At 44.7% G+C, this 25,493-nt stretch carries 27 protein-coding genes and 1 pseudogene; 16 read left to right on the top strand and 12 right to left on the bottom strand.

Translation table 11 applies throughout. The features are described from left to right. Positions 1–33: 33 nt before the first annotated feature. The 4 genes from L5M49_RS12875 (at position 34) to rimK (ending at position 5,427) form a co-directional block, all read left to right on the top strand. A complete protein-coding gene (locus L5M49_RS12875; protein WP_263266207.1) occupies positions 34–2,187 on the top strand; it encodes a CHASE domain-containing protein in 2,154 nt (717 codons plus the stop codon). After that, positions 2,184–2,618: a response regulator gene (locus tag L5M49_RS12870; RefSeq protein ID WP_105250317.1), complete on the top strand. Its 435-nt coding sequence runs from the start codon at positions 2,184–2,186 to the stop codon at positions 2,616–2,618. Before L5M49_RS12875 ends, L5M49_RS12870 begins: the two co-directional genes overlap by 4 nt. A 9-nt stretch (positions 2,619–2,627) precedes the next feature. Beyond that, on the top strand, positions 2,628–4,343 hold the full coding sequence (locus L5M49_RS12865; RefSeq protein WP_105250316.1) for a putative bifunctional diguanylate cyclase/phosphodiesterase: 1,716 nt from the start codon (positions 2,628–2,630) through the stop codon (positions 4,341–4,343). Between the two features lie 178 nt (positions 4,344–4,521). After that, positions 4,522–5,427 (top strand): 30S ribosomal protein S6--L-glutamate ligase, encoded by a 906-nt coding sequence (gene rimK / locus L5M49_RS12860; protein ID WP_263192075.1) that lies wholly within the window; start codon positions 4,522–4,524, stop codon positions 5,425–5,427. Between the two features lie 59 nt (positions 5,428–5,486). Here the strand turns inward: rimK and L5M49_RS12855 are convergent, their stop codons facing one another. From L5M49_RS12855 to L5M49_RS12840, 4 genes are all read right to left on the bottom strand, one after another. Then, positions 5,487–6,179 carry a TorF family putative porin gene (locus L5M49_RS12855; RefSeq protein ID WP_105250314.1) on the bottom strand — a complete coding sequence of 231 codons (693 nt, stop codon included), beginning with the start codon at positions 6,177–6,179 and terminating at the stop codon, positions 5,487–5,489. A 291-nt stretch (positions 6,180–6,470) separates the two neighbouring features. After that, positions 6,471–6,743: an HU family DNA-binding protein gene (locus tag L5M49_RS12850; RefSeq protein ID WP_006079990.1), complete on the bottom strand. Its 273-nt coding sequence runs from the start codon at positions 6,741–6,743 to the stop codon at positions 6,471–6,473. Positions 6,744–6,902: 159 nt separating this feature from the next. Beyond that, positions 6,903–7,700, bottom strand: coding sequence for a response regulator (locus L5M49_RS12845; protein WP_263266206.1), 798 nt, complete (start codon positions 7,698–7,700; stop codon positions 6,903–6,905). An 82-nt stretch (positions 7,701–7,782) separates the two neighbouring features. Then, complete coding sequence (locus L5M49_RS12840; protein ID WP_105250311.1) at positions 7,783–8,163, bottom strand: hypothetical protein; 381 nt, start codon at positions 8,161–8,163, stop codon at positions 7,783–7,785. A 127-nt stretch (positions 8,164–8,290) separates the two neighbouring features. On the opposite strand from L5M49_RS12840, the gene L5M49_RS12835 reads away from it, so the two are divergent. Beyond that, positions 8,291–8,800: a DUF4240 domain-containing protein gene (locus L5M49_RS12835; protein WP_212599624.1), complete on the top strand. Its 510-nt coding sequence runs from the start codon at positions 8,291–8,293 to the stop codon at positions 8,798–8,800. 13 nt (positions 8,801–8,813) lie between these two features. Here the strand turns inward: L5M49_RS12835 and L5M49_RS12830 are convergent, their stop codons facing one another. Both L5M49_RS12830 and L5M49_RS12825 read right to left on the bottom strand, forming a co-directional pair. Beyond that, complete coding sequence (locus L5M49_RS12830; protein WP_263266205.1) at positions 8,814–9,128, bottom strand: hypothetical protein; 315 nt, start codon at positions 9,126–9,128, stop codon at positions 8,814–8,816. Between the two features lie 135 nt (positions 9,129–9,263). Further along, positions 9,264–9,572, bottom strand: coding sequence for a hypothetical protein (locus L5M49_RS12825; RefSeq protein ID WP_105250308.1), 309 nt, complete (start codon positions 9,570–9,572; stop codon positions 9,264–9,266). Between the two features lie 278 nt (positions 9,573–9,850). Here L5M49_RS12825 and L5M49_RS12820 point away from each other — a divergent pair, with 278 nt between their 5' ends. Next, positions 9,851–10,375 (top strand): DUF3016 domain-containing protein, encoded by a 525-nt coding sequence (locus L5M49_RS12820; RefSeq protein WP_131523944.1) that lies wholly within the window; start codon positions 9,851–9,853, stop codon positions 10,373–10,375. A 43-nt stretch (positions 10,376–10,418) separates the two neighbouring features. On the opposite strand, the gene L5M49_RS12815 is transcribed toward L5M49_RS12820, so the two are convergent. Beyond that, a complete protein-coding gene (locus L5M49_RS12815; RefSeq protein WP_263266204.1) occupies positions 10,419–12,176 on the bottom strand; it encodes a GGDEF domain-containing protein in 1,758 nt (585 codons plus the stop codon). A gap of 165 nt (positions 12,177–12,341) precedes the next feature. After that, a complete protein-coding gene (locus L5M49_RS12810; protein ID WP_105250305.1) occupies positions 12,342–12,650 on the bottom strand; it encodes a prephenate dehydrogenase in 309 nt (102 codons plus the stop codon). 48 nt (positions 12,651–12,698) lie between these two features. Here L5M49_RS12810 and L5M49_RS12805 point away from each other — a divergent pair, with 48 nt between their 5' ends. After that, positions 12,699–13,601: a TraB/GumN family protein gene (locus tag L5M49_RS12805; protein ID WP_263266203.1), complete on the top strand. Its 903-nt coding sequence runs from the start codon at positions 12,699–12,701 to the stop codon at positions 13,599–13,601. 34 nt (positions 13,602–13,635) lie between these two features. On the opposite strand, the gene L5M49_RS12800 is transcribed toward L5M49_RS12805, so the two are convergent. Beyond that, entirely contained in the window at positions 13,636–14,409 is a 774-nt protein-coding gene (locus tag L5M49_RS12800; protein ID WP_263266202.1) for a methyltransferase domain-containing protein, read from the bottom strand. A 678-nt stretch (positions 14,410–15,087) separates the two neighbouring features. On the opposite strand from L5M49_RS12800, the gene L5M49_RS12795 reads away from it, so the two are divergent. Beyond that, on the top strand, positions 15,088–15,918 hold the full coding sequence (locus L5M49_RS12795) for a MaoC/PaaZ C-terminal domain-containing protein (protein WP_263206575.1): 831 nt from the start codon (positions 15,088–15,090) through the stop codon (positions 15,916–15,918). Positions 15,919–15,998: 80 nt separating this feature from the next. On the opposite strand, the pseudogene L5M49_RS25270 reads toward L5M49_RS12795, so the two are convergent. Then, positions 15,999–16,096, bottom strand: a pseudogene (locus L5M49_RS25270) (oxidoreductase); the annotation flags it as partial. Between the two features lie 165 nt (positions 16,097–16,261). Between L5M49_RS25270 and L5M49_RS12790 the strand changes: the two are divergent. Next, positions 16,262–17,974 carry a formate--tetrahydrofolate ligase gene (locus L5M49_RS12790; RefSeq protein ID WP_263255693.1) on the top strand — a complete coding sequence of 571 codons (1,713 nt, stop codon included), beginning with the start codon at positions 16,262–16,264 and terminating at the stop codon, positions 17,972–17,974. Positions 17,975–18,058: 84 nt separating this feature from the next. On the opposite strand, the gene L5M49_RS12785 is transcribed toward L5M49_RS12790, so the two are convergent. Continuing rightward, the gene (locus tag L5M49_RS12785; protein WP_263266201.1) at positions 18,059–19,717 is read right to left on the bottom strand and encodes a mechanosensitive ion channel family protein; all 1,659 of its coding nucleotides are present in this window, start codon (positions 19,715–19,717) and stop codon (positions 18,059–18,061) included. A gap of 235 nt (positions 19,718–19,952) precedes the next feature. Here L5M49_RS12785 and L5M49_RS12780 point away from each other — a divergent pair, with 235 nt between their 5' ends. Further along, the gene (locus tag L5M49_RS12780) at positions 19,953–20,282 is read left to right on the top strand and encodes a hypothetical protein (protein WP_113939169.1); all 330 of its coding nucleotides are present in this window, start codon (positions 19,953–19,955) and stop codon (positions 20,280–20,282) included. Between the two features lie 137 nt (positions 20,283–20,419). On the opposite strand, the gene L5M49_RS12775 is transcribed toward L5M49_RS12780, so the two are convergent. Continuing rightward, the gene (locus L5M49_RS12775; protein ID WP_263266200.1) at positions 20,420–20,545 is read right to left on the bottom strand and encodes a hypothetical protein; all 126 of its coding nucleotides are present in this window, start codon (positions 20,543–20,545) and stop codon (positions 20,420–20,422) included. Between the two features lie 288 nt (positions 20,546–20,833). Here L5M49_RS12775 and L5M49_RS12770 point away from each other — a divergent pair, with 288 nt between their 5' ends. The 6 genes from L5M49_RS12770 (at position 20,834) to rraB (ending at position 25,441) form a co-directional block, all read left to right on the top strand. Then, complete coding sequence (locus L5M49_RS12770) at positions 20,834–21,124, top strand: ABC-type zinc uptake system zinc chaperone (RefSeq protein WP_219234755.1); 291 nt, start codon at positions 20,834–20,836, stop codon at positions 21,122–21,124. 81 nt (positions 21,125–21,205) lie between these two features. Then, entirely contained in the window at positions 21,206–22,390 is a 1,185-nt protein-coding gene (locus L5M49_RS12765; protein WP_105250297.1) for a hypothetical protein, read from the top strand. Then, on the top strand, positions 22,374–23,282 hold the full coding sequence (locus L5M49_RS12760) for a metal ABC transporter solute-binding protein, Zn/Mn family (protein WP_168827351.1): 909 nt from the start codon (positions 22,374–22,376) through the stop codon (positions 23,280–23,282). The genes L5M49_RS12765 and L5M49_RS12760 overlap by 17 nt, the downstream gene beginning before the upstream one ends. A gap of 4 nt (positions 23,283–23,286) precedes the next feature. Beyond that, positions 23,287–24,087 carry a metal ABC transporter permease gene (locus tag L5M49_RS12755; RefSeq protein ID WP_173496258.1) on the top strand — a complete coding sequence of 267 codons (801 nt, stop codon included), beginning with the start codon at positions 23,287–23,289 and terminating at the stop codon, positions 24,085–24,087. Positions 24,088–24,249: 162 nt separating this feature from the next. Continuing rightward, on the top strand, positions 24,250–24,993 hold the full coding sequence (locus tag L5M49_RS12750; RefSeq protein WP_105250295.1) for a 1-acylglycerol-3-phosphate O-acyltransferase: 744 nt from the start codon (positions 24,250–24,252) through the stop codon (positions 24,991–24,993). Between the two features lie 40 nt (positions 24,994–25,033). Continuing rightward, complete coding sequence (gene rraB / locus L5M49_RS12745; protein ID WP_263266199.1) at positions 25,034–25,441, top strand: ribonuclease E inhibitor RraB; 408 nt, start codon at positions 25,034–25,036, stop codon at positions 25,439–25,441. Positions 25,442–25,493: the final 52 nt, after the last annotated feature.

Here is a 25,493-nt window from a genome sequence, read left to right as displayed (position 1 = left end):
TGTTGTTAATCGTTTGCTAGGGAATTGGCTTACATGGACAAGGATCAGTTTTCTAAATCACTCCCCCCATCTAATAATATCTACTTTAGCGTGCTGAGCTCTAGCTGGCTGATGATAGTGGCTGCCTTACTTTTCATGGGGATCTCTTGGTATGTGCTTGAGCAATATCTTAGGGATAGAGGTGAAGAGCGTTTCGAAAATAGCGTTCAAGAATTAACAGAAGCCGTGAATCGCAGAATGCTTGCCTATGAGCAAGTCTTACGTGGTGGCGTTGGCTTATTATTATCGTCGAGTAATGTGACACGACAGGAATGGCAAACTTATGTCATCAATGCTCATTTATCTGAGTATTATCCAGGTTTTCAAGGTTTTGGCTATGCTCAGTTACTTCAACCTGAAGCATTAAGTGCGCACATCCAACAAGTTCAAGCTGAAGGTTTTAAAGACTATAAAGTTTACCCAGAAGGAACGCGTGATCAGTATTGCGTGATTGTGTACTTAGAACCCTTTGATTGGCGTAATCAAAGAGCCTTGGGTTATGACATGTGCTCCGAGTCTAATCGATATAAAGCCATCACTCGCGCTATTACCACTGGACTGCCGACAGTTTCTGGCAAAGTCGTATTAGTTCAAGATACTTCTGATGATGCTAAAGCGGGCTTTTTAATGTATTTACCGCTTTATCAAGGCACCACAACAACAGAGGCTGAGCGTAAACAGCACGTGTTTGGACTTGTGTATGCAGCGTTTAGGATGGATGACCTCATGCAAGGGATTATGGGGGAGCGATTCTCAGGCTTGAAACTTGCCATTTATGAAAGTCCGCAGGCAAGCGCTGACAGTCTAATGTTTACCAGCAGCAAAGTGGCCCCGAATGAGCAGGATGTGTTTTATCACTCACAGACTGACTTAGTTGGAGGGCAGTTGTGGCGCTTAGACATTTCATCACAATCGCGTTTTATCTCGAGAGCGGAACAGACCCAAGGTATGTGGCTCCAATTTATCGGTTGTGGTTTTATTTTGGCATTGTTTTACTCAGTGTTAGTTATGGCGCGTAATCGATATAAGGAGTCTTTACTGACTTCAGAGTTAATTGCTAACGAAAAACGCTTTAGATTAGTAATTGAAGCCTCTCCAAGTGCGCTATTTATGGTGGATAAATCTGGATTTATTACTTTAGTGAATACCCATGCTGAACGTTTGTTCGGCTATACCAGAGACGAGTTACTCGGTCGTTCCATCAATATGTTATTGCCCGAAACCCTAAGGGATGCTCATCAGCAGCACATGAGTAACTATTTGGTGCAGCCTATTGCGAAAAATATGTCGATGCGGGATGACCTGTTTGGCTGTTGTAAAGATGGCAGTCGACTCGCAATTGAAGTGGGGTTAACGCCTATTCATTTTAGTAATGGCATTTCTATTCTCGCGACAATTAATAATGTCTCTGAACGTAAACGCATTGAAGTTCAGCGTGCAGAACATATGCTTGAGCTTGAGCGTATCAATCAAGAATTAGACAGGTTTGCCTATATTGCTTCCCATGATTTGAAATCCCCCTTACGTGGTATCGAGCAGCTAACCTCTTGGTTATCTGAGGATTTAGTCGATAACACCAATGAAAATGTACAGAAATACCTAGGGCTTATCCAAAGTCGTATTCATCGAATGGTGTTATTACTCGATGGACTATTGATGTTTTCTCGGATTGGTCGTGTCGATACCGAAACCACTGAAGTGAAAAGTCGGCAACTGGTTGAAGACATGTTTGCGCTCGTCGCGCCGCCACAGGGATTTGAATTAGTCCTAAAAGGTGAATTTCCGAATTTTTATACCGTAAGACCATTGTTGGAATTAGTTATACGAAATTTAATCAGTAACGCCATAAAACATCATGACTTAGGTACAGGTGTGATTACGGTTTCATGTGAGGCGGTTGATCAGCAGTATCGATTCAGTGTGATAGATGATGGTCCGGGGATATCAAGCTCATATCATGAAAAAGTCTTCGAGATGTTTCAAACACTTAAACCAAGGGATGAAGTTGAAGGTAGTGGTTTAGGCTTATCACTTGTGAGGAAAACGGTTGAAAGTTTAGGTGGAGAGATTCAGCTTAAATCGCAGGGCCGAGGTTGTTGTTTTTGCTTTAGTTGGCCTAAGAAAATAGTGAAAAAGGAGCTTCTATGAGCGCAGCAAATCACTATCAACAGGTCACCATTTTATTGGTTGATGACGATGACGTGGATTACATGGCCGTGCAGCGGGCGATGAGACAATTGAGGTTACTCAATCCCTTAGTGCGTGCTCGAGATGGGATCGAAGCATTAACTATTCTAACTAGTTTAGACACGATCAAAGGTCCATATCTTATTTTGCTCGATCTTAATATGCCAAGAATGAATGGGTTTGAGTTCCTTGAGCGAATACGTTCAGATCCTTCTCTTTCTTCGTCTGTCGTTTTTATGCTCACCACGTCGAGTACCGATGAAGATAGGATGAAAGCCTATAGCCATCATGTGGCTGGTTACATGGTTAAAACTGATATGAAAGACGGTTTTAACAATATTTTTAATATGCTTGAAGGTTATTGGCGAATAGTGGAGCTCCCATCCGCATAAGGTGAGTATATGGATTTACTACTGATCGATGATGATGAAGTTGATAGAACTGCGATCATCCGAGCACTCAGACAGTCAAAGTTGACTTTTAATGTGGTCGAAGCAAATTGTGCATTTGATGGTTTAAATCTCGCATTAGAACGTCATTTTGACGGTATTCTATTGGATTATTTATTACCCGATGCTAATGGCTTAGAAGTGTTGATCAAGCTCAATGCCATGACGCAAGACCAGACCGTAGTCGTTATGCTGAGTCGCTATGAAGATGAGAAACTGGCTCAACGCTGTATTGAACTAGGGGCACAGGACTTCTTGCTTAAAGATGAGGTTAACTCGCGGATACTAACCCGTGCAATTCGTTATGCGAAACAAAGATCTTCAATGGCGTTGGCGTTACGCAATAGTCACCAAAAACTAAAAGAGCTGGCTGAACACGATTCGTTGACTAAGCTGGTTAATCGCTATGGTTTTGAACTTTGTCTTAATCGAGCGATAGCAAGGGCCAAACGTTGTCACGACTATTTAGCCGTTATCTTACTCGATTTAGATGATTTTAAAGCGATCAATGACACTCTAGGCCATCAGACGGGGGATATTCTTTTAGTTAAAGTAGCCGCTCGATTAAGTGAAGTACTAAGAGATGGCGACATTATTGCGCGTTTAGGTGGGGACGAATTTGTCGTGCTAGTCACTGATAATGATTATAAATATTTCCCTATGATTGTGGCTAATCGATTGCTCAAAGTGTTTGAGGACGTGTTTTGTCTCGGTGATAACGATGTGCTTATTGGTGCCAGCATCGGCGTGGCTTTTTATAATGAAGCGGCTTCGAACAGTTCTGAGCTGATGAAATGTGCCGATATCGCTATGTATCGCGCTAAAAAAATGGGCCGAAACCAGATTCAGTTTTACTCAGAAGCTTTAGATAAAGAGGTGCGTTACCGTAATCATATCGAGTCGAGTTTGCGTACTGCCTTAAAAAGAAATGAATTTAAGGTTCATTATCAAGCGCAAGTGAATGCGAAAACCCATCAGCTGGTGGGGATGGAAGCCCTTATCCGATGGCAGCATCCTGTAGACGGCATTATCACCCCAGATCAATTTTTACCCATAGCCGAAGAAATTGGATTAATGGAGGACATTGATGATTGGGTGCTTGAACAAGCCTGTATTCAGGCACAGGTTTGGTTAACCCAATTACAGCCAACAGGGAGAGAATTTACCATTGCCGTTAACCTGTCTGCATCGCAAATTGGAAATGAGAACCTGTTTGATAAAATAGCGAATACGCTGACTAAGACAGGACTTCCTGCTGTAGCATTAGAGCTTGAAATTACTGAGAATTGCCTTATTGAAGATCCCCATGAACATGCCAAAATGCTCGATAGAATCGCCGAGTTAGGGGTGCGTTTTGCCCTCGATGATTTTGGGACGGGTTTTTCGTCCTTAGAACATATCAAATTGTTTCCCATTAGCGTGCTGAAAATCGATAAAAGCTTTGTCGCTTCCTATGATAAGGATGATAAAGACACTCGTTTGCTCGCTGCATTACTTAACTTCGCCCATGGATTTAATGTCATATCAGTAGCTGAGGGCGTTGAAACAATTGAGCAGGCTGAGTTTTGTACTTCTCGCCATTGTACTGTATTACAAGGTTATTTGTTTTCTCGTCCCTTAGATGCAACGGAGTTTGAGGCTAAGTATATTCTGCCGCTGTTAATTTAAACGAGTTCCGAATGTGATAGGTCTTGAAGTATTTCATTAGCATAATGATTTCGTCTGGTGAGGAATATTTTCTTGCTTTACACTGAGCAATAGACAAATATCAGCCCCTTTTTCTGTCGCTGTGCTTTTGGTGCCGCAGAACGGTTTATTCACTCATGCTTAAGTTGGTCACTCAGCAATGAAAATAGGTATTTTATCCCAATTCCCCCAGTTGTATTCAACACAACGTTTAGTCGCGGCTTGCCAAAGTCGTGGACATGAAGCGGTCGTGATCAATACGCTGAATTGCTACATGAATATTAATTCTATTAAACCTAGCATTCATTATGAAGGTACTGAATTAGTTGGGTTTGATGCCATCATTCCGCGTATTCATGCTAGCGTGACTTTTTATGGTTGTGCCGTTGTACGTCAGTTTGAAATGATGGGCGTATATGCCGCGAATGATTCAATCTCCATTGCGCGTTCGCGGGACAAATTGCGGGCACTGCAACTACTTTCCCGCAAAGGGATTGGCATGCCAGTGACGGGTTTTGCCAATAAGCCAAATGATATCCCAGATCTCATCAATATGGTGGGCGGCGCTCCGTTAGTCATTAAATTACTCGAAGGCACTCAAGGGATTGGTGTCGTACTCGCTGAAACTAAAACGGCTGCTGAGAGCGTGATTGAAGCATTCTTGGGGCTCAAAGCGAATATCTTAGTACAGGAATACATTAAAGAATCCAATGGTAGTGATATTCGTTGTTTTGTTGTCGGTGACAAGGTTGTTGCTTCGATGAAGCGACAAGGACCTGAGGGTGATTTTCGCTCCAATCTGCATTTGGGCGGCTGTGGTGAGGTGGTTAAAATCACTGCAGTGGAACGTAAGATGGCTATTGCCGCTGTGAAGGCGATGGGATTGGTTGTCGCGGGAGTAGATATTTTACGTTCTAACCGTGGTCCACTGATCCTTGAGGTTAATTCGGCGCCTGGCATTGAAGGGATTGAGCAAACAACAGGGATTTCAGTGACTGAGCCCATTGTTGAGTATATCGAGAAAATGGTTGCGGCCCGTAAAACGAACAGGTCAATTATTGCCTAGTAGGTGATTGTGATAAAACGACGCCACTTTTTAAGGTGGCGTTTTGTTATGCTTAGAGCCTATAGATCAAAACTGTAGGAATATCCGAGTACTAGTTTGGCATCATCATCGGTGAGATCGGTATCTGAGACCATAAATGACACTGTGCCTATGCTGGTATCTGCACTGAGAGTCACGTTATAGTCGGCATAATTATCTTCGCCAAACCAAGATTGGACGACATCACCGTTTGAGTAACCATAGTGCACTGATAAACTCAGCTTTTCAGTGAGAGGAACGGATACCGTCGCGGCAAGATAACTGAGATCTTTATTATCTAAAGGATCGGCGGCCAGATCGTCACCGGCATTGATGACTTGGGAGTAAGCAAGTTCGAGCCATTTCCACGTGACAGCAGCATGGAGCTCACCAAAATCAATACTGCCTGGCGCGTCTGGATAGGCGTAGTAGAGATAGCCAAAGTCGTAGCTGATGTCTTCGGTAATACTGCCGCCATAACCCGCATATAGATCAAGCTCGTAGCTAGTATCATCACCAAAATCCACATTCGATGCCCAAGTTCCCGCATAAAATCCAGAATCGTGGCTGTAGTCAAGGCCACCTTGGATTGCGACCGCATCTTTAGTTTGGGTCGCACCGCGCCATAGATAATTAGAGGTACCGCCAATGTTGCCTGATACGGCTGCAAAGGCGTTGCCTGCCAGTAACATTCCCGTCGATAAGGCCAAAACGCTGTACAGTGATTTCTTCATGCTCATCCCCTCGATTGACTTATTTATCGATTCACCATTGGCACACTCAAAGTCAGCTGTGTTCATTAGTGCATCTTGGTTTTTTTCTAAGGAAGGATTTGCTAATCACATGCCACTATTACAATGCCATGTAAAACAAGGTATTAGAACTTGCAATGTTAATGAAATGTTTTTATTTGCCAGTTTGTGGGGCAGAGGCGCACTTTTGTTGTGCAAAAAATATTCAGTGCTTCACTGGGATTGGGCAAAAAAAACGCCTCACAATGGAGGCGTTGTATTGAATTTTATAACTTAGTTTACGCTGTCACGTAGGGTTTTACCCGCTTTAAACTTAGGCACTGTCGCTTCAGCAATTTGAATTTCTTTACCCGTTTGTGGGTTACGGCCAGTGCGAGCGGCACGAGTCGCTGTTTCAAAAGAACCGAAACCTACGATGGAGATTTTGTCACCATTTTTCATTGATTCGGTAATAGCTGCTTCAAAAGACTTCAATGCGCGTGCTGCTTCTACTTTCGTTAGATCGGCATTTTCTGCAATTTTGGCGATTAGTTCAGTTTTGTTCATTTTTATTGTCTCTTCTTTCCGTAGATTTATTTGAAATAAGCGTGCCTAACATGCCATAAGGTTTAGCACTTGGAAAGCCTTTTGCGTCTAGCGTGCAGCAGGATGTTCAGTAAAGCGCAGAATATTTACTCAGTTCGTGACTTAAGTTTTATTCTGGTTTTATTCTTCTAACAGTTGATAGAGTAATTTTTTAACAAGTTTGGGTTCAAAGGGTTTGTCACATAAGGCATTTACACCCGCTTGGGATACATTGCTGAGGTGGGTATCGTTGGCTTCGGAAGACACCATCAAGATGGGAATGTGTGATTGTTGGCTTTCATTGCGGATAAATTGTGTCAAAGCTAGCCCATCTACACTCGGCATATTGTAATCAGTGATCACTAAGTCGAACATATTGTGTTTCATTAACGCTATGGCTTGCGCGCCATCCTCGGCCTCGGTAATCAGCTTCATCCCTAAGTTACCAATCGTACGTTTAATGACGTTTCTTGCCATACGGCTATCATCGACCACTAATACACGCACATCTTGTACATCGAAATTACTCTGGTCGAGTTCATCGTGGCTGAGTAAATCAATCGTGGCATTCAATGCTGTACCTAAATGGTCGGCACTGAAGGGTTTAGGTAGAATCGCTACTACACCCGATTGGCGGAATATTTCAAGTTGCTCACGGCGGCACTCACTCGAGACCAGCATAAATTGGATATCTTTGCAGTCAGCGTTGGCCCTTAAGTAGCCCAAGAGATCGATGGCAGTGCCATCATCGAAATGCATGGCGCTCGCAATAAGGTCAGGTTTATGGCGAGCAATAATATCTTTAGCCGCTTCTATGTTTTCTGCGGTTTGAATGCTGAGAATGCCTTCTTGTTGTAAGCGCTGAATAATAATTCGACGCTGTGTCTCTGAAGGTTCTACCAAAAGAATGGAAAGTTCGCTGGGCGATAAATGGCTCATAGTTTACTTCAAGTTAAGAGTCGTAAGTATTTTACTGGGTCGCTAAGCTACGCTATTGATAACAGCTTAGCAACAAAGTCCATTACTGAGTTTGGCGGGTCAAATAGTGTCTCGTGACCTTAGAAAATGCGATCCAATACTGCACGAGTAAAATAACAATAATGCTCACTGTGAGTGGCAACATAGGAATGTTGTGGCCAGAAACAACCACTTTTACATCCTCAGGGGTAATGCGATAGGCAATAATTGCTGTAATCCCCAGAGCCGAGAATCCTAAGGTTTGCATGCCAATATAAATCTTCAACACTAAGCTAGACCACGGCGCGCGTATGAGTATGCCAACGAGCACGGGGAGGACACCTAGGGTGAATACATCAAGGGATTGAGTCATCACAGTACGCCAAAGTGCAGCAATGCTGAAGAGGCAATATAACGTGATCAGTAGTATAAGACGTTTAGGCATAGATTGAAGTGCACACCAGTAGCAAAGAAGATGAGCAAGTGTAGGAAATGCCCTAATCCGAGTCCAGTATAACCGTAATATCGTGTAGAATATGCCTTTTTGCTAGAGGCTCTAATAGGTGACGTTTATGACAGAAGTTGAGTTTTGGGGTTTAGTCACGCGAATGGAAGCGGCGCAATCACAGGAGTCTTTGACTCAAGCACTGAAGCAGAAACTTGCCGAATTGAGTAATGAAGAGTTAAAAGCTTTCGATAAAATCTTTGGTCAGCAGATGCGCCGTAGTTATCTGTGGTCTGTTTGGGGGGCGGCTTACATTATTACTGGTTGTGATTCTGAATATGCTTTTGCCGAGTTTAGGTGTTTTTTGATTTCGCTTGGTAAAGAAATTTTCGAAGGTGTGGTTAATCAGCCTGACACCCTAGCACGTTTAGTCGCTTGGCCAGAGCGAGATGCCTATGCTTATCCCTTTGTGGATGAATACGATCTTATTGCAGGGCAATTATACGAAGATAGAACCGGTGAGGAACTGCCCTTTATGCCATCGGGCAAGGCGACGCCCGTAGGTAAAAAATTTAGCACTAAGCCCAAGGATTTAAAGCTGCAATACCCTGAGCTGAGTGCCCGTTTTCCATTTTAGTCTTGGCAATACCTTACGAGCGCAAGCAAGCGTTGGTAGTGACATCGAAGGTCATGCCGTATTTAGGGCAGATGTCGCTCATAAACTCATGTTCTTGCACGGTTAATTGTTGACTAAAATCTTGCTTAAGCTGCTCTGTCATTTGATGCTCAGCCGCATTTTGCGCCTGAGCCAATTTACTCAAATGAACAGTAACAGCTTGTTGCTGGCTGATGGTCAATGGTGCAGCTTGGCTTGAAAGGCTGATACTCGTTCCAATTGTCAGCAGTGCCAATAAAGCGAGTTTTGGTGAATATGGGTTGAATAGATAAGCCGTGTTTAGGTTCATAGGTAAGCTCCAAGTTAAAAATTACGTTTAACACGTTAGTTCTAAATCGTGCATCCTTAGACGGTAAAGAAAACGAGTTGTACTGTGAGGAGCTGAGTTTATTGTATAAATATTGAACCTATGCTGAATGGTTAGTTAGTGCTCATTCTTCATTTCTTCGCATTGAAATCCTTGTTTACGAGTATCGAACTGGCACATAGATCCACATTCCCAAGGCACATTGTCGTAGAAGGCAGATTGTTCGCGTGCAAAATCGCGGCAAGTATTATAGCTGTCAAAGTTATCGGTTTTTTTATATTTTCCTGAATCATAGCCATGGTTGTAGATAAAGGCTGACCAAGTTTTAGGGCCAGTATTTTTGTCACTCGGGGAGATAAACCAAATCGCACTTACGACGCAGGTAAACAGGATAAGAATGAACACAGGTACAACAGGGAATTTCATTTTTTATTAAGTGGGCAATGTAAACAATAGCGGAAGGATAACGCTTTTTTTGTCGTTATGCGCGTGAAATGTTCACAAATTGATAACTATGCACTTACTTGGTGCAATTCCGATACAAAAAGATACGTATCGGTTGTGATGGTTAAATAATATTTACTCAATTATACAAAAGCTTACGGCACATTTGCTGTACTTATATCAGTTTTGCGTTAAGCTCTAGTTCAGGTTAGATTTTGTACTGTGGTTCTCAGAAAGTTATTTAGGCCTTGGAGGCAAACATGAAAATTCAGTCCCTTTTACTCGCAGGTGTATTAAGTTGCAGTGCGGCTTGGGCGGCCGATGAAGCGCCTGTGGATCCCGTCACCGAAGATGGTGTGGTTAAAATTGTTTGGCAAAGTCCTAAAGATTATCGCGATATAAAATCATCAGGGGAGCTCCAATCCCGTTATGAGAAACGCTTATTTGAGACCTTAACTGAAAACATCAATAAAGAAGCTGCGAAGATTTTAAAGCCAAATCAAAAGCTTGAAATGACCATTACCGATGTTGATCTTGCGGGTGATATGCGTCCAACATTTGGTGCGACCGCCAATGATTTACGCATTATCAAAGACATTTATCCGCCACGTATGACTTTTTCTTATCAAGTCATGGAAAACGATAAAGTGATTATCGCGGGCGATGAAAAACTGTCGAATATGGGGTTCATGGATGGGATCCAATCTTTAAATGATAAACCTTTTATGTATGAAACCAAAATGTTAACCGAGTGGTTAAAGAAGACGATTGCACCACAACTTTAATATCTCATATCGGTCGCTAATGCTGAGTATTAAAGCTGTTTAGCTATGCTGTTAGTGCCTGAGTGTCGATAATTAGATGATTTTCTAACAGGTAAAATCCGTTATTTGCGGATTTTGCCTGTTTTTTTGCCCTAGCGCTTAAGGTCGATAGACTATGTTCATGGGCGTTAAAGGTGAGTGCGGGTGGTAAAATGCCTACACACAGACTGATCAATTGATGGTAACAGGCTTCACCTTTTCTATCGTCGGCGAGCATTTCCTGGGCCAGCCAGTGATCTGCGCTATAAAATAAATGCTTATGGGTTTCAAAATCCGCTAGAATTCGCTGGCAACGGCTGATCATATGCTCACAGGTGCTGATAATGACAAAGTCATCGCCGCCGACATGGCCAACAAAGCAATTGTCGCTTTTATACTTCAGTAACAGATTCGCCACTTCACAAATCACTTCATCGCCACGGCAAAATCCATAAATATCGTTATAGGGCTTAAAGTTACACAGATCAAAATAGGCTAGATAAAAATGTTTCTTTTGGATCTTAAGGCGTTTTAATTCCTCTTGAATGGGCACATTACCCGGCAAGTCTGTAAGAGGATTTGCATGGCGCGCCATCTTAATTCTGTGCTCTGTGATCCTTTGTAGCAGATCCTTGGTATGGCCTATGCCGAGTAGTTTACCACGGCGAAGGATAATGAACTGTTGCGCTACCGTATTAGCACTCTCTGAGGTCAGTAATTGACTTACGATGGATAATGGTTCGTTGGCCTCAATCTGGATGACTTGCGGGTCCATTACTTCACTCACAGCATGATTTTCATGTAAGGCGCGACCATAGGGTGTGCTGAAGAGTTCAAGTAAGGTCGCGCGGCTGATAATACCGAGTGGCAACAGGTTATCGACCACTACAACCGCCTGTAATGCAGGTTGCGAGATAAAGGTGTCACTTAAGAATTTGAGTTTAAGCGTGGGCGCTACGGTAATGGCGCTCGTGCACAGGCTCTCGGCCGATTCGCTGTATCTAGGTTGAATTTGAGTATTGCTCGGCACTAAGGTTGCTTTCATCGCGCGGCAGGGGAGTACTTCTGGACGACCGAGTAAGTAGCCTTGGCAATAGACGATACCCAGTTGTTTGAGTACGGCTAATTCCTCTTGCGTTTCAATTCCTTCGGCTATCACTTTGCAGGTTAAGCTTTGGCATAACTCCACAATCGAGCGGACAAATTCTTGTTTGACGGGAGTCGAATCAATCTGATGGATAAAGTGACGGTCGATTTTGACATAGTCGGGTGACAATTCTGACCAGAGTCTCAGACCCGAATAACCTGCACCTAAGTCATCGATCGCCGTTAAAAAACCTTGGCTACGATAGTGATTCAAGCAGGATTTGAGTAAATCGATATCATCGGCGGGGTATTGTTCTGACAGTTCAATCACAACCTGTGATGGCGCTATGCCAAGTTGTTGCAGCAGTTGTAAGGTCATGCCCTTCGGGTGGGCTGGATCTAATAATGCCTTGGGCGAGATATTGATAAACAGCTTGCCTTGAAACTGACGCAACTTAAATTGCTCGAGTGAAATACGGCGACAAAGGGTTTCTAGCTCGCTTAATTTACCTTGATGCTCGGCGGTCTGAAATAGCGGGACTGGGGAGTATAACGGGCTGTGTTCAGGGCCACGGCTTAACGCCTCAAAACCATGAATTTTATGTTCTAATATATTGAAAATTGGCTGAAATAAGGGACTGATTGCAGCTTTAGAGATTATTTTATCGAGCTCTTTAGCCAGATCTAAACTTGTCATTACGTCAGCCCCTTCGTCTATGTGAGCGGAGTCTATGACTTAGAAATGACAAAATGATGACAGTTTTGGGGAAGCTTAGTGCTATCTATCTGTGTTGGTGGGCTTGATTAGATATGCCATGGAAAGAGCTGAAATCTAAGGTGAGTTTCAGCTCCTAATCTCGGTTTAGCTTTGCTTCTTAAAGGCCTGCAATGTTTGCAGTAATGCGCCTAACTGACGCACATAGGTTTCGAGTTCTTTAGGATCGAGCGTTTGATGTTCTTCCATGCGAGTTAAGTCATCGACCAACTCTTGCACATAGGGCAGAAAGCGATTACTCGAAGCGATAAAACCTTGTTCTGCCGTGAATATGCTGGTGAAGTTTCCATGGCCAGCTTTCTTTAGCTCATCTAACTTAGCGTCGGCGTCTATGGCTTGGCGATAGGCGATTTGAAGATTTTCTTTCAGTTGCTCTATAACCTTGGTATGTGGCATAACAGCGTCTCATTGCAAAATTTGCAGGAATTATAAGGGGCAAAGGATATGGCAACAAGCCAATGGCGACTAATTGCATCAATCTGTTTTATGGCGTTAGCGGGTTTGAGCACAAAAGTGGCGGGTGCAGAAACCGATAAACCACCATTTTATCAAGTGCAATGGCAAGGCAAGAGTGCGTATTTACTGGGTTCGATTCATATTGGACGTGCCGATTTTTATCCTTTACCCACCCAAATTGAAACCGCGTTGGGTAAAGCTAAGGGCTTAGTCGTAGAAGTCGATATCAATAAAGTCGATAGCACAGCCTTACTGCAACAATACGGTCGCGCCGATAAAACTAAGGGTTTAGATTGGCAGAGCCGAGATAAGCAAACGGTCGAGAGCATGACGCCCTATTGCGCGGCCACGGCAAATGTTTGTCAGTCGATACAATCTTTTGCACCTTGGCTGCAGGCTACTCAAGTTAACTTATTGCGTTATAACGACTTAGGTTACAGCACGGATTATGGCGTTGATATGCAGTTGATGACTCGATATGCGACTTTGCCTGTGTATCCGTTGGAAACTGCAGAGTCACAATTTCAATTGTTAGCGTCTTTTAATAGTCAAGAGCAGTGGTCTATGGTGCGTGAGGCGATTAGCGCATCGGATGCGGAGCTTTTATCGTTAATAACGGCTTGGCGTTCAGGTAATGAAACTGAGCTTGATGCCATAATGCAGGAGCAAATGGGCGGCGAGGGCGACACTAAAATGCTAGAGAAAATCCTCTGGCAGCGAAACCATGTGATGGCCGATGGCATTATAAAATTAATGGGCTCGACTGATGTGACTTCACCTTTGTTTGTGGTGGTTGGTGCTGGCCATGTGGTGGGGGATAAAAGCGTGGTGCAATTGCTAGAACAAGCAGGCGCCAAAGTGAGCGCCTGCTGGAAACAGACTTGTCAGTAATCGTTTAGGTCGCTGCGCTTAGAGCGACGCGCATTTAACCTGCAGGACTCTGCCCTAAAAAATGCACATATCGGCCGAGGGAAATATAGGGTTCGCGTTGCGAGTACTCCAGCTCCATTTGTAGCAGCTTGTGATAGTCGAAATCCGCAGGCTGACTCTTTTTCAAATAGTCGTGGATTACACGCACACCAGACTGGCTGATGAGTGACATTTGCCATTCGCTAAACCAATCTTTAACTTCTTGAATATAAAGTGGATGAGTAGGAGTTAGTCGCACTTTCTTCTTCACTTTTAAATCAGCGGCGACGTAATCGAAATTGCCCGATACTAAAGCATGAAAGCGCATGGCTTCTTTGTTGTAAAACATCAAAGAGAATAATCCACCGGGTTTTAGCATAGTAAGTAAACCCGCTACTGTGGGCTTAGCATCCGTTAACCATTCGACGACTGCATGACACAGTATGATATCGAAATAGCCATGGTTATCGACCGATAATGCTTGGATAGGCGCATTGATAAGCTGGATAGCTAATGGTTCAGGTGAGGCATCAATTTGTTCTTTGGCTTGAGCCAGCATCTCAGCAGAGATGTCGCAGAGTACAACTTCGTGGCCGAGGCGCGCTAATCTTTGGCTAAAGTAACCAAAACCACCGCCTGCATCTAATACTCTGAGTTTTTTATCCCCCAGTTTTGCCAGCGCGGGGACGAGGTCGCGCCATAGCACTGCGGCACGAATTTCGCCCTTGGGCGTACCATAGATGTTTTTCGCAAATTTTTGCGCGAGCTTATCAAAATTCTTATCTTGCACGTGATAACTAGGTTAAGGAGAGTGGAACGATAGTGTGGCACAGTCGTAAATTTTTCGCACTCTGGAGATGTTATTGCCGAGTTGAGATGGATAAATTTGCATCGTTAATTATTAATCTATTGATTTTATTTGTAGTAATTATTCCTACTAAACTTAGGGATACACAGAACTCAGTGCTCTGGGTTATAATCACGCCGTTTTCGCCAAACCTGACTCTATATACCCAAGCGACCTGAAGATACGAGTTTCAGAGCGCCTAGGGTGCTTCAATTCAAGGCGTATCAATGACAGAATGTCGGCCACCTTTTGAATTGATGCAACACGGAAGTGAAGTGCCCTAGGCGCTCCGTCCCGGCGGGTTTTAACGCACTTTATGCTGTGTTGGTTATTTTGAACTTAGTCCACTAGGTCCGCAAATAACCGCCTTGCCTAAAGTGCGTTAAATTCCCGCTGAATCCTGCATTTTCAGGTTGTTTGGGTATAGTTGTCCATTCGGAGAGTCAGCATCAGCCCTTATTAAGACGCAGCACTGCCTGTTTTACACTCGTTATCAGCTTGATTGATCAGACGTTACTCGTCTGTGCGGGGTAATTTATGGCAATGTATTTTTGTGCCAAGGGATAGTTAATTAAAAGGTACTCAGACTTGAATAATGCATATTGTGTTGAATTGAACGCGATGCCGTCGCTGTTTTCTCTTTATCGCAAGATCTTCTTTGGCCGTAAGCCTGGTTGGGATCAACAGCCGCTGCCCCATATTAAGGTGACCGCGCCGCATGTGACTGTGTCTGAAGCTAAAGTAAGCCAATATGCGCAGGTGTGTGGTTTTCAATTTGACGGTAAAGTTCTACCGCCAACCTATCTCTACGTGATGGCATTTCGCCTGCATGCGGTGATCTTTACCCACGATGGGATCACTTTCCCACTGCTTGGCATGATCCACCTAAAGAATCGTATTCAAGTGTATCGGCCTGTGACGGTTGACGAGACTTTCTCCCTCGAGTGCGCTTTGACCACGAGCCGCGAGACGGATTCTGGCTTAGAGTTTGAATTTGTGTCTAAGGCGTTTGTCGGTGAAGAACTCGTCTGGGAATCGCTATCCACCTATTTATATCGTATCGATGTTGCTGGGCGTCGCGTTCGCCCACCTAAAGCCATTGATATGGCATGGGAAACACCACAAAGCTGGAGTTTGAGTGAAGATTTAGGTCGTCGTTATGCTAAGGCATCTGGCGACTATAACTTGATCCATCTGCATCCTGTGCTTTCAAAGCGTTTTGGCTTTGATCGAGTGCTCGCCCATGGCATGTGGTCTAAGGCCCGTTGTTTAGCCGAGCTGATGCCAAGTATTGGCGATCGTCCATTCACTGTGGATGTGACCTTTAAGCTGCCACTTTTGATGCCTGCCGATGTTGGATTTGGCTATGAGCAGAATGCTAATAATATGGTATTTGAATTACGTGACAGCAAAGGCCGTCGACCTCATTTAAGTGGCGATGTGCAGTTTTAAGCCGCACTCAATAATACATACAACCACGGCGCCTTCTGGCGCCGTGGTTGTTTATGGTTGTTGCTTTTGAGAAACAAAAATCAAGGTACGCTGTGACCCATAGATGCCTGCCAGATACTGAACCATTGCTGGCGTCGAGCTGGATCTCATTTGAGGCAACGGCACTCTTGAGCCGCTCGAACGCAGGGCAGATTATTTGATACAGATTAAGGAATCGCTCATTAACCCTTTCGACGGCTATATATCTTAAAGCCAATCACCTAATATCCGCCCTATTCAATGAGTGTTGTTAGTTGAACTCTCATACTAAACCAGAGTGTATCTGAAAGGGAGAAACCGACGCATGCTGACAGATATGGATATTTCGAATCGCGCTAGCCTAAAAGACATTAATGAACTGGGCGCCGACTTAGGTCTATTACCCGAAGAGATGATGCAATTTGGTCACACTAAAGCCAAGGTCGAGCTCAGTGTGTTGCAGCGTTTGGCTGGGCAGCGCAAAGGCAAATTGATTATCGTCACCGCAGTCACGCCTACGCCTCACGGTGAAGGTAAAACAGTGACTAGCATTGGCTTAACGCAATCGTTAAATGCCATAGGCAAAAAGGCCTGTGCCTGTATTCGCCAGCCCAGCATGGGACCTGTATTTGGGGTGAAAGGTGGCGCTGCGGGTGGCGGTTATGCGCAAGTGGTACCCATGCAGGAGATGAATTTGAATCTCACGGGTGATATTCATGCCGTGAGCAGTGCCCACAATTTAGGGGCTGCGGCGATTGCGGCGCGGCTATTTCATGAAGCGCGCTTAGGTAAGGCGGAATTTGAGGCGCAATCTGGGCAAGCGTTTTTGGATATCGATCCCAGTGAGATCCGTTGGCACCGAGTGGTCGATCACAACGATCGCTGTCTTAGGCAAATCCAGGTGGGCTTAGGCGATAATAATGGCCCAGAGTACGCATCCAGTTTTGATATCACCGCCGCCTCTGAGTTAATGGCGATTTTAGCCTTAAGTCATAATTTGGCAGATATGCGGGCGCGGATCGGTCGTCTAGTGCTGGCGTTAAATACCCAAGGGCAAGTGATTACCGCCGAAGACTTAGGTGTCGCTGGTGCGATGACGGCCATCATGGCGGATGCGATAAAGCCGACGTTAATGCAGACTTTAAATGGTTCACCTTGCCTGATCCATGCGGGACCCTTTGCCAATATTGCCCACGGTAATTCATCCATTATTGCTGATGATATTGCCCTCAGACTGGCGGATTTTGTGGTGACTGAAGCTGGTTTTGGCTCAGATATGGGCTTTGAAAAGTTCTGTAATATCAAGGTGCGTCAATCGGGTCAGGTGCCCGCTGCCGCTGTGCTGGTCACTACTTTAAAAGCGCTGAAGGCCAATAGTGGTTTGGTGTCTGAGTCAGATATCAATCTACCAGATCAGGCTCGACTTGAAGCGGGCTTTGCAAATTTAAACTGGCATATCAACAATGTGGCTCGCTATGGCATTCCGGTGGTGGTTGCCATTAACCGTTTCGCCACTGATACTGATGCCGAGTTGCAATGGCTAACTGCGGCTGTTAATGCGAGCAGCGCCTTTGGCTGTGAGGTCAGCGATGCTTTTAGCCAAGGGGAGGCGGGCGCTGTCGCCTTAGCGCAGACTGTGGTTCGCGCCGCTGAAACCGAGAGTCAGTTCAAGCTGTTATATTCAGATGAAGCCTCATTGGAGGCTAAGTTATCGACCTTAGCCGAGGTGGGGTATGGCGCAGCTGGTGTTAGCCTTTCTATCGAGGCCAAACAACAGGCGCAGCAGCTGACCGTATTAGGTTATGGACATTTGCCCCTGTGTATGGCCAAAACGCCGTTATCAATTAGTCACGATCCTAGCTTAAAGGGCGTTCCTCAGAACTTTGAGATCCCAGTACGGGGTTTAGTCTTGCATGCTGGTGCGGGGTTTATCACCGCCTTGGTGGGGAATGTGATGACTATGCCAGGACTTGGGCTGAAACCGGGTTACTTAAAAATTGATATTGATGCGCAAGGTGAGATAGTCGGCTTAGGCTAACACTTGATGCAGAGATTGATAGGCCAGAGATAAAAATAAGGGCGAGCTCATTGCAACGCCCTTCTTCTCTCGTTTAACGCTGGTTTAAAGCGGTGATTTCGTAGTTTGATAGATATGCACATCACGCTGTGGGAAGGGAATACTGATCCCTTCGGCGTCAAAGCGCATTTTCACTTCGCGGGTAATGTCCCAATACACTTCCCAGTAATCTTCCGGTTTTGCCCAAGGGCGAACGATAAAGTCGACCGAAGATTCGCTCAATAGATGTAGTTTAATCGTCGGTTCTGGCAATGGTTGTACCTTAGGATGCGCTTCGACGATGGACTTGAGAATCGCTTCAGCTTGTTCGATGCTGTCGCTATAACTGATCCCAAAGGTCATATCGACTCGACGTTGATGCTCAGCTGTGATGTTGTTAATTGTGTCACCCCAAATCTTATTATTAGGAATAATAAGACGTTGGTTATCCATGGTTTTAATCGTGGTGGAGACAAGGCTCATGTGACTGACGCGTCCGGTGACGCCAGCGGCGTTGATCAAATCGCCCACATCATAGGGACGGTAAATTAAGATCATCATGCCTGAGGCGAAATTTGACAGGGTATCTTGCAGGGCAAAACCAATAATAACACCCGCGATACCAAAGCCTGCGAGCAAGGGACCAAGTTCGATCCCAAGCTGTGAAAGGGCAATTAACAGCCCGATAGTAAAGACGGCTTTACCTGATAGCGAGGTGAAGAAGTCTTGTAATAACTTACTTAAATTCAACTTAGAATTGCTAACGGTATTTTTCACTATCTGTTTGGCTAACTTGCCGGCGAGACCCGCAATAAACAAGATCAAACAGAAAACAAATAACTTAAACACGACGGTTGGGCCGTGATTAATCGCTTGTTCTTGTGCCGTATTTAGCCACTGCTCAACGAGACTTGATGCCACATCAAAGTTCAACACATCTTGAGTGATATCACCTGAAACACTAAAGAGTGTCTTTTTCAGCGCGGCGGTATCATGGCCTAAGGCGTCGAGTAGGCTGATGTCGATATTTAAGCTCTGACTATTTTGTGCTAAGCGTTCCTTTAGCATCATTACGTGGCTGGTTTGCGCCGAAGTGACATCTTTACCTGCATTGGTTGCGGTATCGATTGCTGCTTGTAGTTGCTGCTGGGTATAAGTCACTAAACTTTCTAGCGTATCGGCACGAGCTACTAAAATTTGCATCAGTGATTTTTGTGCTTCGCTAATATCTTGGCCAACTTGTTCGAGCCAAGTGAGCGTCTCGAGTTGTTGCTTGTAATAGGTGTCTTTTTCTAATTCGCGCTTTGATATTTCCAGCAGAGTCGCATCATCTGTGCTCGAACCTAATTGCTGTTCTAATTTACTAATGTTGTCATCGATATAAGCATCAATTTGTTGGATGTAGTTAAGTTGTCCTTGGATTAATGGTTGCAGAAAAGCTTTGTCGATTGGCGTTGTTTCGAGCAGATCTTTAATCTTATTACGTAACTGTAAGGTTTTGTTTTGAATTCGATATTCAACAATTGTCTTCAATTCGCCTTTGGCATTTTTTAGTTTACGTATATCCGTATCGATAGCCTGTTGCAGCATTGCCAGTTCTGCCTTGAGCGTTACAGGAGTGCTGGATGGGCTTTCGGTTGCAGCGACAGGTTCAGTTTGCGCTTGGGATGAAAGGCTGAGTAGTGGTATTAGCAGGGCAAACACGAGAGCGAGGTAGCGGTGCATAGGAGTGATCTTAAGTAGAAATATGTCTGAGTATGATAGATGTTGCCGGATTTACTGTAAAATATCTGTGAGTGAAATAGCCCTTGGAATTAAACTTTTTTAGGGTGGGGTTGATTTGAGCTTAACCTTGAGTGAGGTGCTTTATCTGCTTTTTCCGACATTTTGGGTATTTACAGGCCGAACTCTAATCGGTATCTGGTAAACTTGCGCATCGTTATTTAGGAATCGTGTTTTCATGTTGTGTTCCCATTGTAATCAGTACATCAAGGTCAGTGACATTAGCCAGCAAAGAGGCAAAGGTTTCGACGCTCAAGTGCGTTGCCCCCATTGTGCGGCTTGGTTAGGCCGCAGTCCAACATTGGCTAAACTCAAGTTATTAGGATTTTATTTGAGTGTGTTTACGGCGGGATACAGTTACTTTGATGCCTCTGTGCGGTATTTTGCGATCCCTGTAATGATTTTTTCGTTGATGTTGTTGTTTGTGAGCCATTTTATGGATCAAGTCATCACCATTGAAGCGCCCGAGCAAGTCGATGATAGCGATCAAAGACAGAAGTATCGTTAGGCTAATAAGTGGATTCGTTATGGATAGGGAAATCGGCGGTATAATTTTCTAGAGACGAACATCATTTGAGCGCCTTTAGCAGGCGCTCAAAATGCAACTAAGAGGGTTTAAAGGGCGAACTGCAGCCGCGTCTTTATTTACTGCACGACTTGTTCTTGGCTCTTTAAGGAGTGCTCAACGTAATAAATACCACCAAATATCACCGCGCTGAAGATGACTATCCCTAAGATAAGCCCTAAGTTTTCACGAAAAAATGCTAGCATAATAGTTGCCTTTAGGTGGATAAAACGGAGCCATATCGAGCTTGATTTCGTCATTGTGCTCGCAGACATAAAAACTAAATACACTATAGTTACACTCACTTAAGCTAATCTTAAATGCGTTTTTTTACCTGAGTTCTCGCAAGATCCTACCGCTATTGATACAAGGAGTTATTGGTAAGACTGGGTACCTCAAATATCTTGTAACCTTTTGCAAAGCGATTACCTTATTGCAACTTGCTATGGCACTGACATAGACTTATGCAACTTTTTAACTATGGGGACGACTGAGTGAGACTTAAAAGTCACATTAGACGCACAATTTCGGTATGGCTTGCTGCCGTACTGATATTGCTGTCTCTTGCAGCCTCAGCCCATAGTGTGACCCATCTTGATGATGGTGCTAAGACTCACTGTACCCTGTGCTTCCATCAGCACCAACTCAACAAGATTTTATTGACCCATCCGCTGACGCTGAATTTAGCTATACAGCATTTCGATGTGGTCGAATTTATTTTACCTTCCTCTATTTTTGAACACGTCAGTGTTTATCGCAGTCGTGCGCCTCCCTTCGCTCTCTAAATCAACTTAAAATTTTAACTTATTGTATTTCTTGATGACTTAACATCGGTCGTCGAGTGCTAGTTGTATTTTGGAGATATCATGACTGTTTTAAATACCCGAATTTCTTTGGTGGCTTTGGCGTGTGCGCTCGTTTCGCCTAGCTTATTTGCAGAAGACTCGAGCTTGACCAACCCTAATATCAGTGGTGTGCTAAATGGATATTATCAGACGGGAGAACGCCCATTAGCCGAGAGTCCAGATGGCTTTGGTTTAGGTGAAACTGAACTGGCGATGAGTGCCAATATCGATGATATGTTTTACGGTAAAATCACCGCAGTAGTTGAAATGCATGACGGTGAGACGGAACTGAATCTGGAAGAAGCCTTTATTCAAACCATGGCGATGCCAGCGGGGTTTTCTATCCGTGGTGGCCGTTTCTTATCGGACATTGGTTACCTCAATAACCAACATTTACATACTGATTCCTTTACCGACCGTCCTGTGGTTTACCGTGCATTCTTAGGGGGACATTATTTTGATGACGGTATACGTTTTAACTACGTAGCGCCGACGGACTTGTATTGGACCATGGGCGTTGAAGCCTTTAAAGGCGATAGTTTACGTGCTGCCGATGAGCATGGTGAGCGTGAGTTTAAGAAGGTCGGTGTTTATACCTTGTACTCAAAAATTGGTGGCGACATAGGCGATAACAGCTCATGGCAAGCGGGGTTGAGTTACTTGCGCAACGAAAATGGCCAAGTGACTGCCCATGAAGAAGGGGAACATGAAGATGAGCATGCCCATGGTGATGAGCACGAAGGTCATAGCCATGCCGCATCTTACACAGGTAAAAATACCTATGGTGCTGATTTTGTTTATAAGTGGGCGCCTAACGGTAACTACAAATATCAAAATCTCACTGTGAGCGGTGAGTACTATCGCGTGAGCGATTTTACTCCTATCGATTTACATCCTGAGGATGCACCGAGCCAAGATTATCACCAAGGTTGGTATTTGAGCAGTGTGTACCAATTCACGCCTAGCTGGTCAGCGGGTGTGCGTTACGGTGAAGCGGATACCCAAGAGCTCCATGGCGATCATTTTCATGGGCAAAAGTTGAAGGAATCGGAGGTGAGTTTGGCTTGGCATTCTAGCCATTTTTCAACGGTTCGTTTCCAGTATACCAATCAAAAGGGTACTAACTTCGATGGAATAGAAGACGATAACATCTTCACTATTCAATACATTATGTCTCTGGGGGCTCACGGTGCGCATCAATTCTAATTTAGCTAAATTGGCCGCAGTGGCCTTATCTGTCACTTACACTGGTTTGGCCCATGCCGAGCTGAATGTGTTTGCCTGTGAACCTGAATACGCGGCATTGACCAAGGAGCTTGCTCCAACGGCTAGCATCTATTCGGCAACGACGGCATTACAAGACCCTCACCAAGTGCAGGCGCGTCCGAGTTTGATCGCTAAAATGCGTCAGGCGGATCTTGTGGTGTGCGCAGGTGCCGATCTTGAAGTGGGTTGGTTGCCTATGCTGCAGATGAAGTCGGCAAACGCAAAAGTGCGCTCGACCGAGCAAGGCTTATTTTTCGCTGCCGATCAAATCGAGACCTTAGATAAACTGGCCACTGTCGATCGCAGCATGGGTGATGTGCATGCTCAAGGCAATCCACATATTCATTTTGACCCGACGCGACTGTTAAAAGTCGCCACGGCACTGAGTGCTAAGCTGACTCAGCTAGATCCTGCTGGTGCGGCAGATTATCAACAGTCACTGGCAGATTTTACCACTCGCTGGCAAGCCGCAGTCCCGCGTTGGGAAGCGCAAGCTAAGGGATTACAAGGTAAAAAAGTGATCGCTTACCACTCAAGCTTTAGATACTTATTCAACTGGATTGGTATCGAGCAAGTGGCAGATTTAGAGCCAAAACCGGGTTTAGCTCCCACTAGCGGCCACTTAGCGAGTCTGCTGACGCGCGCCGAGCAGGGGGATATTCTGGCCGTAGTTGTGGCATCTTATCAGGATGAACGCGGTGCAAAATGGCTGGGTGAAAAAGCGAACTTGCCCGTGGTAATGCTGCCTATGTCTGTGGGTGGTAATGATAAGAGCCAAGATTTGTTTAGCCTGTATGACAGCGTGATTTCCCTCTTAAATGGAGTGAAATAAACCTATGTTTGATCTTGAGCTGATGTCGATTCTGTTACCTGCATTGGCAGCGGGGATCTTAGTGTTGTCGACGCATATTGTACTTGGGAGACAAGTACTTAAGCGTGGCATCATCTTTATCGATTTAGCGATAGCGCAAGTTGCCGCCTTAGGTGCCATCGTCGCTCACATGGACCACAGATTAGAAGACATGCCGTTTGCTAATGTGTGGATGCCAGCGCTGTTTGCCCTTGCGGGTGCAGGTTTTATCGCTTGGTTAGCTAAGCGGATGGCGGGTGAGTTAGAGGCTATGATTGGCTGCTTTTATGTCTTGTCTGCGGTGGCCGCAATGCTGTTGCTGGCAAACGACCCACATGGCGCCGAGTTGTTAAAGCAATTGATGTCAGGTCAGATCCTGTGGGTGAGTTGGTCACAACTGATTTTGCCGGCTGTAGTGTATTCACTGGTGTTATTAGCGATATTCCTGCGCCCCCAGATGTTGGACGGGGCAGGATTTTATCTGCTATTTGCGCTAGTGATTACCTTATCGGTGGAATTAGTGGGCGTTTATCTGGTGTTCAGTACCTTGATACTGCCAGCTTTAGCGTTGAACAAGTACCGTGGTAAAGGTCGGCTATTTTACGCTTACCTCGTCGGTTTACTGGGCTATGTTTTGGGCTTAGTTCTGTCGGCGACATTAGATCTCCCTAGTGGTGCGGCAATTGTCGCGACTTTGGCCGTGAGTGCCTTAGTGATCCGCTTTGTGTTAAGTAAAGTCTCACCTCAGGCAACTGAGTCTGAAATCCTACCCAAGCACCACGCTTAGTTCGATATTAATCTTAAAGCCCATCGATACACTGGAGGTTCAGTATATCGATGGGCTTTTTTTGCTTGCTTGTTAGCAAGTCAGCTTACAGATGTAAACAATATATTGAGTCCCAAAGCCATGGTGGCTATACTGTCGCCACTTTTACAGTCGGAGTAAATCGTGCTTTTAATCGTCAGATCAATGTTGTTGGCGGTATCCTTGTTGCTTGCCTTTATTTTTGGTGGCTTAGTGTGTTTATTAAGGCCTCGCCATCGCGACAATGTACATATGTTCGCCAAGATCTTCTCATCGGTTGCGCCAATCCTTGGGATTAAAGTGATTGTTCGCCGGCACGAAGATGTGCAGGACGGCCCGTATATTTTCTTAGCAAATCATCAGAATAACTTTGATCTCTTTACTCACACGACAGCAGTTCCTAAAGGTACAGTGAGTTTAGGCAAGAAGAGTTTGGCGTGGATGCCGCTATTCGGTCAAATCTATTGGTTGTCAGGTAATATTCTTATCGACCGTAAAAACCGTCACAGTGCCTTTGATACTATGGCTAAAACGGTTGAAAAAATTAAGCAGAAGAATCTATCCGTATGGATTTTTCCTGAAGGTACACGTTCGCGTGGTCGTGGTCTGTTACCTTTTAAAGCGGGAGCTTTCCATACTGCAATCGCGGCGGGAGTGCCAGTGGTGCCAGTGGTTGCTTCGTGTCAGAGCCATATTAAGTTAAATCGCTGGAATAACGGTGTCGTCATCATCGATATGATGGCACCTGTGCCGACCGCAGGTTTAGATAAAGCCGATGTGAAAAACTTCTCTGCGCAAATCCATGCCAGCATGTCGGCGAGATTTGCTGAGATAAATCAAGAAGCGGCAGCACTTATGGGTAAAACTCTCGCGAGTGATGACGTATAATGCCAATTTGAGCCAGATTTACCTTAACGGAGACAAATCCATGTCTATTGAAAGTCAGTTAAAAGCCCAACTTGCAGAGAATCGTGACATAGTGCAATCCCTGCTTGACGATGGCTCAGAGCCTGATGCGGAATATGTTATTGAGCATCACTTTTCATCGACCAATTTTGACCGTCTTGAAAAAGCGGCTGTGGATGCCTTCAAATTAGGTTTTGAGGTGAATGATGCCGAAGAAATGGAATTGGAGGATGGTTCAATAATCTTCTGTTTCGATGCTGTCGCACACCACAAACTGGATGTTGAATTACTGGACAAAGCGGCCGAGCAATTGTTGCAATTAGCGGTAAAGCAAAAAGTGGAATATGACGGTTGGGGTACCTATTTCGTCGGCGATGAAATGGATGACGAAGAAGATGAAGACGAAGAAGATGATGGTTTTCCTCATTAATTCGTTGGTGGATCTCGAGTTTAATCTTCACTTGTTTTAAATAAAAATGCCC

Source organism: Shewanella sp. SM74, from assembly GCF_025653725.1.
Classification (GTDB): Bacteria; Pseudomonadota; Gammaproteobacteria; order Enterobacterales; family Shewanellaceae; genus Shewanella; species Shewanella oncorhynchi.
Note: the sequence above shows the minus strand (reverse complement) of the source record. Positions and strands in the feature narration are given on the sequence as shown.